This is a genomic window from Mesorhizobium terrae, assembly GCF_008727715.1.
GTDB classification, from domain to species: domain Bacteria; phylum Pseudomonadota; class Alphaproteobacteria; order Rhizobiales; family Rhizobiaceae; genus Mesorhizobium; species Mesorhizobium terrae.
In genome coordinates, this window is sequence record NZ_CP044218.1 from 5552057 (window position 1) to 5565046 (window position 12990).

The window sequence follows — 12990 nt, forward strand, 5'->3', positions numbered from 1 at the left end:
TCGCGGTCGCGCGCGGCTTTTTCGTCAAGCGGTACCCCTCCCTGGGTATCCGGCCACTTTGGCGTGGCCTTCATGCAATCACATCACACAGGCACGTTCCAGATTTCTTTCGCGTATTGGCGAATGGTGCGGTCCGACGAGAACCAGCCCATGCGCGCCACGTTGCGAATGGCGCGGGCGTTCCAGTCGGCACGATCATTCCAGACCGCGTCGACCTCGCGCTGCGTGGCGGCGTAGGCATCGAAATCGGCGGCGACCATGAACCAGTCGCTGTCATAGAGCCCGTTCATCAGGTCGCGATAACGGTCGGGATCGTGCGGCGAGAAAACGCCGGACGAGATCGCCGAAATGGCCTGCGCCAGTTCCGGCAAAGCTTCGATGATGGCGCGCGGCTGGTAGTCGCCACGGCGGCGCTCGGCCACTTCGTCGGCCTTCAAGCCGAAGATGAAGATGTTGTCGTCGCCGACATGTTCCTTCATCTCGACATTGGCGCCGTCGAGCGTGCCGATGGTGAGCGCGCCGTTCAGCGCGAACTTCATGTTGCCGGTGCCGGACGCTTCCATGCCGGCGGTCGAGATCTGTTCCGACAGATCAGCGGCCGGCATCATGATCTCGGCCGCGCTGACATTGTAGTTGGGCACGAACACCACTTTCAGCAGACCGCGCACCGCCGGGTCGCCATTGACGACCTTGGCGACGTCATTGGCCAGTTTGATGATCAGCTTGGCGTTGTGGTAGCTGGGCGCCGCCTTGCCGCCGAAGAATTTCACGCGCGGCGTCCAGTCCTTTTCCGGATGCGAGCGGATCTGGTCGTAGAGCGCCACCGCCTCCAGGATGTTGAGCAGCTGGCGCTTGTATTCGTGGATGCGCTTGATCTGGATGTCGAACAGCGCCGACGGATCGACCCGGATGCCCAGCCGGTCGGCGACCAGATTGGCCAGCCGCGTCTTGTTGGCGCGTTTGACGGCGGCGAACTTGTCGCGGAACGCTGCATCCCCGGCAAACCGGTCCAGTTCCTTGATCGCCTCGATGTCGTCGAGGAAACGGTCGCCGATGGCCTGTCGCGCCAGCGCCGTCAGCCCGGGATTGCACTGGATCAGCCAGCGGCGCGGTGTGATGCCGTTGGTCTTGTTGTTGATGCGGTCGGGATAGAGCCGGTGCAGGTCGGCGAACACGGTCTGCTTCATCAGCTCCGTGTGCAGTGCCGACACGCCGTTGATCGAATGCGAACCGACGAAGGCGAGATTGCCCATGCGCACGCGGCGGTCGCCATTCTCCTGGATCAGCGAGATCGCGGCGATCTGGTCGCCGGAGAAGCGGTTGGAGGAACGCGCCTCCTGCAACACCTCGGCGTTGATGGCGTAGACGATCTGCATGTGGCGCGGCAAAAGCCGCTCGAACAGCGGCACCGGCCAGCTTTCCAGCGCCTCGGGCAGCAGCGTGTGGTTGGTGTAGGCGAAGGTGCGCTTGGTGATGTCCCAGGCCTGGCTGAAATCCATGCCGTGGACGTCCATCAACAGCCGCATCAGCTCCGGCACGGCCACCGCCGGATGGGTGTCGTTCAAATGGATCGCGGCCTTGTCGGGCAGCGAGGCGAGCTCGCCATATTGACTGAGATGGCGCTGCACGATGTCCTGCAGCGAAGCGGTCGAGAAGAAATATTCCTGCCGCAGCCGCAGTTCCTGGCCGGCCTTGTGCGAATCCGCCGGATAGAGCACCCGCGACAGCGCGTCGGCCTTGTTGCTCTCGGCCAGCGCGCCGATATGGTCGCCGGCATTGAACTTGTCGAGCAGGATCGGGTCTACCGGCATGCCGGACCACAGCCGCAGCGTGTTTACGCGTTTGGCCTTCCAGCCGACCACCGGCGTGTCGTAGGCAACCGCCAGCACATGCTCCAGCGGCTTCCAGACATGGCGCTCCAGGCGCCCGTCCTTGGCGGTGACGGACTCCACCGAACCGCCGAAACCGACCTCGAAGGAGCGCTCGCGGCGCTCGAACTCCCAGGAATTGCCGTGGTCGAGCCAGGTTTCGGGCAATTCGACCTGCCAGCCATCCTGGATTTCCTGGCGGAACATGCCGTTGGCGTAGCGGATGCCATAGCCATGCGCCGGCACGTCGACGGTGGCCATCGATTCCATGAAGCAGGCGGCGAGCCGGCCGAGGCCGCCATTGCCGAGTGCCGCGTCCGGTTCCAGCGTGGCGATTTCGTCGAGGTCGACGCCGAGCGAAGCCAGCGCCTCGCGCATCGGGTCCATGATGTCGAGATTGGAGAAGGCGTCGCGCATCAACCGGCCGATCAGGAATTCGAGCGACAGGTAGTAGACCCGCTTTTCCTGCTGCTCGTAGGTTTCCTTGGTGGCGCTGATCCAGTGGTCGATGATGCGATCGCGCACCACCTTGATCGAGGCGGTCAGCCAGTCATAGGGCGTGGCGACGGTGGTGTCCTTGCCGACCCGGTATTTGAGGGCCATCAGCACCTCGGACGCCAGCGTCTGCGGGTCGGGATGGTCGAGAGCGGGCAGCGAAGCACTAAGCGTCTTGGTGCGGGTCATGTTGCCTCTCGCGCAACCGGCAATCAGGACCTCTCCGTCTCGCCGGGAACCGATTTTGCCTTTCAACAAGCATGCATAGCAGGACCATCTAGCCCATACCAGACAGTTGACTAGAATTTTTCAATCGATTTAAGTTCGCTAATATTCCGCGTTGCACCCAGAGCTTATCGCAATGCACTCCGGGCGCAATCAGGAACTCAGGCAGCGGCCCCTGCCATCTCCGGCGGCGCCTTGGCCCCGGTCATGAAGGCGACCGCATCCGACATCGAATAGTCCTTCGGGTTGATGACGGTCAGCCGCCGGCCGAGCCGGTGGATATGGATGCGATCGGCCACCTCGAAGACATGCGGCATGTTGTGCGAGATCAGCACGATGGGCAGGCCGCGCCGCTTCACGTCGAGGATCAGTTCCAGCACGCGCCGGCTTTCCTTGACGCCGAGTGCCGCCGTCGGCTCGTCCATGATGACGACACGGCTGCCGAAGGCGGCGGCGCGCGCCACCGCAACGCCCTGGCGCTGGCCGCCGGACAGCGTCTCGACCGCCTGGCCGATGTTCTGGATGGTCATCAGGCCGAGTTCCGTCAGCTTTTCGCGCGCGCGCTTCTCCATCGCCGTGCGGTCGAGCATGCGCAACCACGACCCCAATATGCCGGGCTTCCGCAGTTCGCGGCCGAGAAACATGTTGTCGGCGATCGACAGCGCCGGCGACAGAGCGAGGTTCTGGTAGACCGTTTCGATGCCGGCGTTGCGCGCCTCCATCGGCGATTTGAACTGCACCGGCTTGCCCTCCAGGCGGATTTCGCCCTCGTCCGGCGTGACCGCGCCGGAAATCGCCTTGATCAGCGACGACTTGCCGGCGCCGTTGTCGCCGATGACGGCGAGGATTTCGCCCGGATAGAGATCGAAATCGGCATTGTTCAGAGCGGTGACGCGGCCATAACGCTTGACCAGTCCGCGCGCGGTGAGAATGGGTTCTGGCTGTCCGGTCATCCTGCGACCTTCCTGATCCACTGGTCGATGGCGACGGCGCTGATAATCAGCACGCCAATCAACAGATAGGTCCATTGCGGGTCCGTGCCGATGAGGCGCAGCCCGAGCGAAAAGACGCCGACGATCAGCGCCCCGAAAAGCATGCCGAGGATGGAACCGCGGCCGCCGAACAGCGAGATGCCGCCAATCACCACCGCGGTGATGGATTCGATGTTGGCGAACTGGCCGGCGGTCGGCGATACCGAGCCGATGCGGCCGATGAGCAGCCAGCCGCCGAGCGCGCAGATCAGACCGGCCAGCATGTAGACCGAGACCAGTATGCGCTTGACGCGTACGCCGGACAGTTCCGCCGCGTCCGGATCGTCGCCGATCGCGTAGACATGGCGGCCCCAGGCGGTGTGGTTCAGCACATACCAGAGGATGGCCACCAGCAGCACCATGGCGATGACGCCATAGGTGAAAACCGCATTGCCCATCCGCAAATTGGTGCCGAAGAACTGGAGGATCGGCGCCTGTGTCTCGATGTCCTGGGCGCGGATCGTCTCATTGGCCGAATAGAGGAAGTTCGAGGCCAGAACGATCTGCCACATGCCGAGCGTAACGATGAAGGGTGGCAGTTTCATATAGGCGACGAGCGCGCCGTTGATCCAGCCGCACAACGCGCCGACGCCGAAGCCGCACAGGATCGCCAGCGAGGGCGGCAACCCGTAGCGGAAGGTGAACTGGCCCATCACCACTGACGACAGCACCATGATGGCGCCGACCGAAAGGTCGATGCCGGCCGTCAGGATGACCAGCGTCTGCGCCGCGCCGATCACGCCGGTGATCGCCACCTGCTGCAGGATCAGCGTCATCGAGAAGGCTGAGAAGAACTTGCCGCCGATGATGACGCCGAAGATCAGCACCGAGACCACCAGCACGATCAGCGGCACCGCAGCCGGATTGGAATGCAGGAAGTGCTGCACCTTCTCCACGCTCGAACGTGTGTGCGTGTCGAAATCAGCCACCGCCGTGTCGGCGCCGGTGAGTACCTTTTCGAATTCCTGCGGTCGCCTGGCGTCCGCCGAAGCGTCGGTCATGTCGGCTCCTCCCGATCGGGGATCTCTGCCCCCGTCATACGCCCAACGTAATGCCCGTCGACGTGCCGATGCCCTGTCCTCCGACCAGCCTCGCGTCAAAAACCGACACGCGAGTTGCTGGTCTGCAATCACCTTCCCCGGCAGGAGAAGAAGACGTCCGGAAGATAGGGCGCTCCGCCTTCGAGGCACCCTGCTGGAGCGCCGCGCGTCCATCTGGACGCACGGAACGCTCCAACACTTTCAATCTGCATATTGGCCCGAAAATCGGATCCGACTTTCGGGCCGATGCGCCAGACACTGTCACGCCGTCAGGCGTTCAGATCAACCCCAGCACTTGGCGAGGCCGGTCTTGACGTCGATGGAGTCGACGCCCTTGGCCGGCTTGCCGGTGACCAGCGCCACGCCTGTGTCGAAGAAGGTCTTGCCTTCGGTCGGCTTCGGCTTCTCGCCGCTGTCGGCGAACTTCTTGATCGCCTCCACGCCGAGCGAAGCCATCAGCAGCGGATATTGCTGCGAAGTGGCGCCGATGATGCCGGCCTCGACGTTCTTGACGCCCGGGCAACCACCGTCCACCGACACGATCAGCACGTTCTTTTCCACGCCGACGGCCTTCAGCGCCTCATAGGCGCCTGCAGCGGCCGGCTCGTTGATCGTGTGCACAACATTGATGCTCGGGTCCTTCTGGAGCAGGTTCTCCATGGCCTTGCGGCCGCCCTCTTCGTTGCCGTTGGTGACGTCGTGGCCGACGATGCGCGGATCGGTTTCGTCGCCGATCTTGGTCGGGTCCTTGGGGTCGATGCCGAAGCCGATCATGAAGCCCTGGTCGCGCAGCACGTCGACGGTCGGCTGCGACGGGGTGAGATCGAGGAAGGCTACCTTGGCGTCCTTGGCCTTGTCGCCCAGTGTGGCGGCGGCCCACTGGCCGATCAGCTTGCCGGCGAGCAGGTTGTCGGTGGCGAAGGTGGCATCCGCTGCGTCTGCCGGCTCCAGCGGCGTGTCGAGCGCGATCACCAGGATGCCGGCGTCGCGTGCCTTCTTGATGGTCGGCACGATGCCCTTGGTGTCGGAAGCGGTGATCAGGATGCCCTTGGCGCCGTCGGCGATGCAGCTTTCGATCGCCGCGACCTGGCTTTCGGTGTCGCCGTCGATCTTGCCAGCATAGGTCTTCAGGTTGACGCCCAGTTCCTTCGCCTTGGCGGTGGCGCCTTCCTTCATCTTGACGAAGAAGGGATTGGTGTCGGTCTTTGTGATCAGGCACGCACCGACCCCGGCCGCCGAAGCGGGAACGGTGAAGGCGGCAAGCGCGGCAACCGCCGCGCAGAACACGGACGTCTTCAAAACGGAAATTCGCATAGGTACTCCTCCCAGAACCAAGATTGGCGGCCCGCCTGCCGGGCATTGCGCCACGGCGCCCGAATGCCTTCCCGGTGGAGCGCCTGGCACGAACGAAACACCAAACATCGACATGAGTCAATAATTAAATCACTCTTATTTATTATTGACACACTTGCGGAGCCGGCACATTCTCGGCCAAAAGTCAGACAAGAAAAGACCGGAGGGAGGAGCGTTTGGACGACGGCGTTCAAAAGCACGGTTCGTCTGAGCCGGCCGCGAGCCGTCTTCATCGCGGCACGAACCAGAGCGGCATGCGCGACCACAATGAGCGGCTGGTGCTTTCGCTCGTGCGCCAGCATGGCGGGCTGGCCAAATCCGACATTGCCCGCATGACCGGCCTTTCGGCGCAGACCGTCTCCGTCATCATGCGCGAACTGGAGGACGAGGGCCTGCTGGTCAGGCGCGAGCCGCTGCGCGGGCGCATCGGCCAGCCCTCAATCCCGATGGCGCTCAACCCGGAAGGCGCCTTCTTCATCGGCCTCAAGATCGGCCGCCGCAGCGCCGAACTGGTGCTGATCGACTTCCTTGGCAAGGTGCGCGCCATGCTGCACCATTCCTATCGTTATCCCGAACCGTCGGAGACCGTCGATTTCGTCGCCAAGGGCGTCGCCAAGCTGCGGGCGGATCTGACGCCTGCACAGGATCGTCGCGTCGCCGGCCTCGGCATCGCCGTGCCATTCGAACTGTGGAGCTGGGCGGACGCGGCCGGCGCGCCGCGCTCGGTGATGGAGGAATGGCGCCACCGCGACATCCGCTCCGACATCCAGGCGCTGTGCGATTTCCCCGTCTATCTGCAGAACGACGCAACGGCGGCCTGCGGCGCGGAGCTGGTGTTCGGCAATGTCTCCGACGTGCGCGATTTCGTCTATTTCTACATCGGCGCCTTTGCCGGCGGCGGCGTGGTGCTCAACGGCCGCATCTATAGCGGCCCGACCGGCAATGCCGGCGCGCTGGGCTCGATGCCGGTTCCGGGGCCGGACGGCAGGCCAATCCAGCTCATCGACGTTGCCTCCATCGCCACGCTGGAGAAAACCCTCAACCAACGCGGCATCGACGCCCAACATCTTTGGACTTCGCCCGAGGACTGGGGCGAGATCGGCCCCGAGCTGGAGAGCTGGGTGGCGAACGCGGCCGCGGCACTTGCTTATGCCATCGTCGCTGCCGCCTCTGTAATCGATTTCGAGGAGGCGGTGATCGACGGCTGGCTGCCCGCGCCCGTGCGCCGCAGCCTGGTCGAGGCCGTCAACGCGGCGATCGGCCGGATCGACGCCGAAGGCCTCAAGCTGCCCGCCGTGCGCGAAGGCACAGTCGGCATCCACGCCCGCGCGCTCGGCGGCGCCAGCCTGCCGCTGTCCGAACGCTTCCTTGTTGGCCCACCCTCGGCATCCGGAACGTCCTGATTATGCTCATTGGAATCCCTTCCCTGCTCGGCCCCGAACTGTTGGCCGTCCTGCGCGCCATGGGCCATGGCGACGAGATCGCCATCGTCGACGGCAATTATCCGGCCGAGGAACAGGCCAAGCGGCTGATCCGCGCCGACGGGCTCGACCTGATCCCGGTGCTGGACGCCATTCTCACCGTGCTGCCGGTGGACGATTTCGTCGAAGAGGCGCTGTTCCGCTCCTCCACCAAAGGCGACCCGAAGCTGGTCGACCCTGTGCATGGCGAGATCGAGGCGGTATGCGCCCGGCGCGCGCCCGGCCGCAAGGTCGTCGCCCTGCCCGGTGCCGACTTCTACGCCAGGGTCAAGGCCGCGCATGTCATCGTCGCGACCTCCGAACCCAGACTCTACGCCAACATCGTCGTCCGCAAGGGCGTCATCTACCCGACCGGAGCCTGACGCCCATGATCCTTTGCTGCGGCGAGGCCCTGATCGACATGCTGCCGCGCGAGACCACCGCCGGCGAAGCGGCCTTCGCGCCTTATGTCGGCGGCGCAGTGTTCAACACGGCGGTCGCGCTCGGCCGGCTCGACCTGCCGGCCGGCTTCTTCACCGGCATCTCGACCGACTTCTATGGCGACATGCTGCGCGACGCGCTGGTTGCCAGCAATGTCACGCTGGATTTCATCAAATTCGCCGACCTGCCGACGACGCTGGCATTCGTGCGCCTCAGCGGCGGCCACGCCAGCTACCTGTTCTACGACGAAAACACCGCCGGCCGCATGTTGGTCGAATCCGACCTGCCAGCAGTCGGCGACGCGGTCGAGGCGATGCATTTTTCCTGCGTCAGCCTGATCCAGGAGCCCTGCGGCGCGACCTACGAGGCGCTGATGCGGCGCGAGCACGGCAAGCGGGTGATGATGTTCGATCCCAACATCCGCAAGAACTTCATCAAGGACAAGCCGAAACACCTAGCCCGCATGAAGCGCATGCTGGCCATGGCCGACATCGTCAAGCTGTCGGACGAGGACCTCGACTGGTTCGGCGAGAGCGGCTCGCTGGAGGAAATCGCCGCGCGCTGGCTACAGCTCGGCCCCAGCCTGATGGTGGTCACGCAGGGCGCCAAGGGTGTGCTGGCCTTTTCGAAGAGCCATGCCGTCTCGGTGCCGGCAACGCCGGTCACCGTCGTCGACACGGTCGGCGCCGGCGACACCATCAATGCCGGCATCCTCGCCTCGCTGCGCGACCAGGGCCTGCTTTCCAAACAGGCGATCGCCACGCTGTCCGAGGAACAGATCCGCACAATGCTTGCCTTCAGCGTCAAAGCTGCCGCCATCACGGTCTCCCGCGCCGGCGCCAATCCGCCCTGGCGGCGCGAACTCGCCTGAGATACGCCGGGTCGATCTCGGTCGGGCTCGCCAAAGCGGACTTCGCCAATCACATTATGTTTCGATCCGGCGGCCGACGCTCGCCTCGCCGCCCGCGAACGGCCGGAAACGCCTGTAAATCCGGCCTTTGCCGGCTCATCGCGCCAGGAACCGGGTAACATGGCCGGCTGCTGCCTGTGGTCGCGCCCTGCCCGCGCGGCTTTTCGGCGCCGTGCAACTCTGTTACCAGCGGCGCGTTATCAGGCAAATATTGGGGCCGACATGCAGTTCATCGATCTTGGCGCACAGCGCGAGCGTATCCAGGACCGCCTGACGCAGGCGATCGACCGCGTCGTCAAAGACGGCAAATACATCCTCGGCCCGCAGGTTGCCGAATTCGAAGCCAAGCTCGCCGACTATGTCGGCGTCAAGCATGTGGTGGCCTGCGCCAACGGCACCGACGCGCTGCTCCTGCCGCTCTATGCTTCCGGCATCGGGCCTGGCGACGCCGTGTTCGTGCCGAGCTTCACCTTCGCCGCCACCGCCGAGGTCGTCGCGCTCGCCAAGGCCGAGCCGGTCTTCGTCGATGTCGACGCCAAGACCTACAACATCGACATCGAGAGCCTTGAAGCAGCCATCGCCATGGTCAAGGCCGAGGGCCGCCTGACGCCGAAAGCGATCATCCCGGTCGACCTGTTCGGCCTTTCCGCCGACTACGACGCCATCATGGCGATCGCCAAGCGCGAGAAGCTTCTGGTCATCGAGGACGCCGCCCAGTCGATCGGCGGCACCGCCGACGGTCTCAAATGCGGCGCCTTCGGCCATGTCGCCGGCACCTCCTTCTACCCGGCCAAGCCGCTCGGCTGCTATGGCGATGGCGGCGCCATGTTCACCAACGATGCGGCGCTCGCCGACAAGCTGCGTTCCTTCGCCTTCCACGGCAAGGGCGCGACGCAATACGACAACGTCCATGTCGGCATCAATTCGCGCCTAGACACGCTGCAGGCGGCGATCCTGATCGAGAAGCTCGCCATCCTCGAGGACGAGATGATCGCCCGACAGAAGGTGGCTGCCCGTTATGCCGAAGGCCTCGGCGACATCGTCACCGCCGCGCGCAATCTCGACGGCAGCCGCTCGGCCTGGGCGCAATACGCCATCGAGACGCCGAAGCGCGACGGGCTGAAGGCGCATCTGCAGGAAAAGGGCATTCCCTCGGTCATCTATTACGTGAAGCCGCTGCACGAGCAGGTGGCCTATCGCCACTTCCCGCGCACGCCGACCGGGCTCACCGTGTCGGAAGACCTGCCGAAGCGCATCCTGTGTCTACCCATGCACCCGTATCTCAGCACATCCGACCAGGACCGCGTCATCGAGACGATCCGCAACTATATCGGCTCGAATTCAGCGCAGGCGGCCGAGTAGCCGCCTCTTCGGGTCTCCGTCTCCCCGCAAGCGGGAGACGGAAAAACCTCATTACCTTCCCCGGGCAATAAAGAACGGGTTGGCGAAATCCGCGTCGTGCGGCTGGCTGCGCTTGCCATAGGCGAGTGGCGTGCCGTCAAGCGTCTGCGTGGTGCCACCGGCGGCGCGCAGCACCGCATCGCCTGCCGCTGTGTCCCATTCCATGGTGCGGCCGAAGCGGGGATAGACGTCTGCCGAAGCTTGCGCCAGCAGGCAGAATTTCAGCGACGATCCCACCGAGACGATCTCGGTTTCGCCCAGCGTCGCGATATAGGCATCGGTCTCCGCCGTGCGGTGCGATCGACTGGCGACGACAGCGAGCGGCGAACCCGCCCGGCGCACTGTTATCTCGCGCCGCAAACCGACAGCGAAACCGGCATCGACCTCCGCTACTTCCGCCCTGCCCGGCCGGCCAAGATAGAGATGCCCCGAACAGGGCGCGAAGACCACGCCGACTTCCGGCGCGCCATGGCGCACCAGCGCGATGTTGACGGTGAAGTCGTTGCCGCGCTTGACGAACTCCTTGGTGCCGTCGAGCGGGTCGATCAGGAAGAAGGCGTTACCCAGCGCCTCTGGCAAAATGCCGGCGCTGACCTCTTCTTCCGCCACGCAAGGAATGGCCGGATAGGCGTCGCGCAGGCCAGCCAGGATGATCACCTCCGCCTCGCGGTCGGCGATCGTCACCGGCGAGGCGTCGGCCTTGGCATCGACGGCGCAGCCTTCGTGAAAGATGCGCATGATGGCTTGGCCGGCAACGAGAGCCAGCCTTTCGAACACGACGAGCATCGCCGCGTCGGCCGCTTCTTCTGCTATGTGGGCCGCGCTCATCTAGATGCCGCCGCCGCTCTCATATTGCGTTTCGGCCTTGTCGCGCTCGGCCAGCCAGTCGTCCAGAATATCCACCATCTCCTCGACCGTGCGGCCGACGGTTTCGAGACGGATTTCCGGATTTTCCGGCGGCTCGTAAGGCGAATCGACGCCGGTGAAGTTCTTGATCTCACCGCGCATTGCCCGCGCATAGAGGCCCTTCGGGTCACGCCGCGCGCATTCCTCGAACGGGGTGTCGACGAACACCTCGACGAACTCGCCGCCGGCCATCAGTTCGCGCGCCAGGCGCCGCTCGGCGCGGAAGGGCGAGATGAAGGAGACCAGCACGATCAAGCCGGCATCTGCCATCAGCTTGGCCACCTCGGCGACGCGGCGGATGTTCTCGACACGGTCGGCATCGGTAAAGCCGAGATCGCGGTTGAGGCCGTGGCGCACATTGTCGCCGTCGAGCAGATAGGTGTGGCGGCCGGTGGCGGCCAGCTTCTTCTCGAGCAGGTTGGCGATGGTCGACTTGCCCGAACCCGACAGGCCGGTGAACCAGAACACCGCCGGCCGCTGGTGCTTCATGTCGGCGCGGGCGCGCTTGTCGATGTCGAGCGACTGCCAGTGGATGTTCTCGGCGCGGCGCAGCGCGTGCTGGATCATGCCGGCGCCAACGGTGGCGTTGGTGATGCGGTCGATCAGGATGAAGGCGCCGGTCGAGCGGTTCTCGGCAAAGGCGTCGAAGACCAGCGGCGTGCGCGTCGAGATGTTGACGACGCCGACCTCGTTCATCTCCAGCGACTTCGCCGCCTCGTGCGAGAAATCGTTGATGTTGAGGCGGTGCTTCAGTTCGGTGACGGTCGCGCTCGCCTGGTCGGTCTCGGTGCGCAGGATGTAGGAGCGGCCGGGCAACAGCGCCTGTTCGTCGAACCAGACCAGATTGGCGGCAAACTGGTCGGCCACCTGCGGGCGGGCGTCCGCCTGCACCAGCATGTTGCCGCGCGAGACCTCGACCTCTTCGTCCAGAACCAGCGTCACCGCCTGGCCGGCGACGGCCTGCTGGAGGTCGCCGCCATGGGCGACGATGCGCTTGACGCGTGCAGCGCGACCGGACTTGGCCACCACGACCTCGTCGCCGCGCGCAACGGTGCCGGAAGCGACGGTACCGGCGAAACCGCGGAAGTCGAGGTTCGGCCGGTTGACATATTGGACCGGGAAACGGAACGGCTGGCCGGCGGCGGCGCTGTCGACCGGCACCGTCTCGAGATGCTCGATCAGTGTCGGGCCCTGATACCAGGCCATGCGTTCGGAGCGCGCCGAGACATTGTCGCCGAAGCGCGCCGACATCGGGATGGGTGCGATGCTTTCGAAGCCGAGATCGCGGGCGAAATCGCGATATTCGGCAACGATGCGATCGAAGGTGACGCGGTCGAAGTCGACCAGGTCGATCTTGTTCACCGCCAGCGCGATGTGGCGGATGCCGAGCAGCGAGGCGATGATGGAGTGGCGCCGGGTCTGGCGCAGCACGCCCTGGCGCGCGTCGATCAGCACGATGGCGAGATCGGCGGTGGAGGCGCCGGTCGCCATGTTGCGCGTATATTGTTCGTGGCCGGGCGTGTCGGCGACGATGAATTTGCGCTTCGGCGTGGCGAAGAAGCGGTAGGCGACATCGATGGTGATGCCCTGCTCCCGCTCGGCCTCCAGGCCGTCGACCAGAAGCGCGAAATCGATATCCTCGCCGGTGGTGCCGTGCTTGCGGGAATCGCGCTCAAGGGCTGCGAGCTGGTCCTCGAAGATCTGCTTGGTGTCGGACAGAAGGCGACCGATCAGCGTCGACTTGCCGTCGTCCACCGAACCGCAGGTGAGGAAGCGCAGCAGCGACTTCTTCTCCTGCGCGGCCAGATAGTCGCGCACGTCGCTGCTGGGCGCCAGGGTTTTTGCCGGTACATGACGCAT

Annotated in this window: 10 protein-coding genes; 4 read left to right on the forward strand and 6 right to left on the reverse strand. The window is 64.8% G+C overall.

The window, feature by feature from the left end:
- Window positions 1-83 precede the first annotated feature (83 nt).
- The 4 genes from FZF13_RS27885 to FZF13_RS27900 form a co-directional block, all read right to left on the reverse strand.
- Entirely contained in the window at window positions 84-2552 is a 2469-nt protein-coding gene (locus FZF13_RS27885; RefSeq protein WP_024925225.1) for a glycogen/starch/alpha-glucan phosphorylase, read from the reverse strand.
- A 197-nt stretch (window positions 2553-2749) separates the two neighbouring features.
- Entirely contained in the window at window positions 2750-3541 is a 792-nt protein-coding gene (locus tag FZF13_RS27890; protein WP_024925224.1) for an ATP-binding cassette domain-containing protein, read from the reverse strand.
- Complete coding sequence (locus FZF13_RS27895; protein WP_024925223.1) at window positions 3538-4620, reverse strand: ABC transporter permease; 1083 nt, start codon at window positions 4618-4620, stop codon at window positions 3538-3540. Before FZF13_RS27895 ends, FZF13_RS27890 begins: the two co-directional genes overlap by 4 nt.
- A 321-nt stretch (window positions 4621-4941) precedes the next feature.
- A complete protein-coding gene (locus FZF13_RS27900; RefSeq protein ID WP_137901058.1) occupies window positions 4942-5973 on the reverse strand; it encodes a sugar ABC transporter substrate-binding protein in 1032 nt (343 codons plus the stop codon).
- A gap of 293 nt (window positions 5974-6266) precedes the next feature.
- Between FZF13_RS27900 and FZF13_RS27905 the strand changes: the two genes are divergently transcribed.
- From FZF13_RS27905 to FZF13_RS27920, 4 genes are all read left to right on the forward strand, one after another.
- Entirely contained in the window at window positions 6267-7415 is a 1149-nt protein-coding gene (locus FZF13_RS27905) for an ROK family transcriptional regulator (RefSeq protein WP_137901073.1), read from the forward strand.
- A 2-nt stretch (window positions 7416-7417) separates the two neighbouring features.
- Window positions 7418-7855: an RbsD/FucU family protein gene (locus FZF13_RS27910; protein WP_024925220.1), complete on the forward strand. Its 438-nt coding sequence runs from the start codon at window positions 7418-7420 to the stop codon at window positions 7853-7855.
- A 5-nt stretch (window positions 7856-7860) separates the two neighbouring features.
- On the forward strand, window positions 7861-8784 hold the full coding sequence (locus tag FZF13_RS27915) for a carbohydrate kinase family protein (RefSeq protein WP_024925219.1): 924 nt from the start codon (window positions 7861-7863) through the stop codon (window positions 8782-8784).
- Window positions 8785-9045: 261 nt separating this feature from the next.
- Complete coding sequence (locus FZF13_RS27920; protein ID WP_024925218.1) at window positions 9046-10185, forward strand: DegT/DnrJ/EryC1/StrS family aminotransferase; 1140 nt, start codon at window positions 9046-9048, stop codon at window positions 10183-10185.
- A gap of 51 nt (window positions 10186-10236) precedes the next feature.
- Here the strand turns inward: FZF13_RS27920 and cysQ are convergent, their stop codons facing one another.
- Together cysQ and cysN are read right to left on the reverse strand one after the other, a co-directional pair.
- Entirely contained in the window at window positions 10237-11010 is a 774-nt protein-coding gene (cysQ, locus tag FZF13_RS27925; protein WP_036254906.1) for a 3'(2'),5'-bisphosphate nucleotidase CysQ, read from the reverse strand.
- A gap of 42 nt (window positions 11011-11052) precedes the next feature.
- On the reverse strand, window positions 11053-12990 hold the full coding sequence (gene cysN, locus FZF13_RS27930; RefSeq protein ID WP_024925217.1) for a sulfate adenylyltransferase subunit CysN: 1938 nt from the start codon (window positions 12988-12990) through the stop codon (window positions 11053-11055).

Coding starts and splice junctions, on each gene's coding strand:
- cysN (WP_024925217.1), bottom strand. CDS start 12,990: ATGCGTCATGTACCGGCAAAAACCCTGGCGCCCAGCAGCGACGTGCGC.
- FZF13_RS27900 (WP_137901058.1), bottom strand. CDS start 5,973: ATGCGAATTTCCGTTTTGAAGACGTCCGTGTTCTGCGCGGCGGTTGCC.
- FZF13_RS27885 (WP_024925225.1), bottom strand. CDS start 2,552: ATGACCCGCACCAAGACGCTTAGTGCTTCGCTGCCCGCTCTCGACCAT.
- FZF13_RS27920 (WP_024925218.1), top strand. CDS start 9,046: ATGCAGTTCATCGATCTTGGCGCACAGCGCGAGCGTATCCAGGACCGC.
- FZF13_RS27890 (WP_024925224.1), bottom strand. CDS start 3,541: ATGACCGGACAGCCAGAACCCATTCTCACCGCGCGCGGACTGGTCAAG.
- FZF13_RS27915 (WP_024925219.1), top strand. CDS start 7,861: ATGATCCTTTGCTGCGGCGAGGCCCTGATCGACATGCTGCCGCGCGAG.
- cysQ (WP_036254906.1), bottom strand. CDS start 11,010: ATGCTCGTCGTGTTCGAAAGGCTGGCTCTCGTTGCCGGCCAAGCCATC.
- FZF13_RS27910 (WP_024925220.1), top strand. CDS start 7,418: ATGCTCATTGGAATCCCTTCCCTGCTCGGCCCCGAACTGTTGGCCGTC.
- FZF13_RS27905 (WP_137901073.1), top strand. CDS start 6,267: ATGCGCGACCACAATGAGCGGCTGGTGCTTTCGCTCGTGCGCCAGCAT.
- FZF13_RS27895 (WP_024925223.1), bottom strand. CDS start 4,620: ATGACCGACGCTTCGGCGGACGCCAGGCGACCGCAGGAATTCGAAAAG.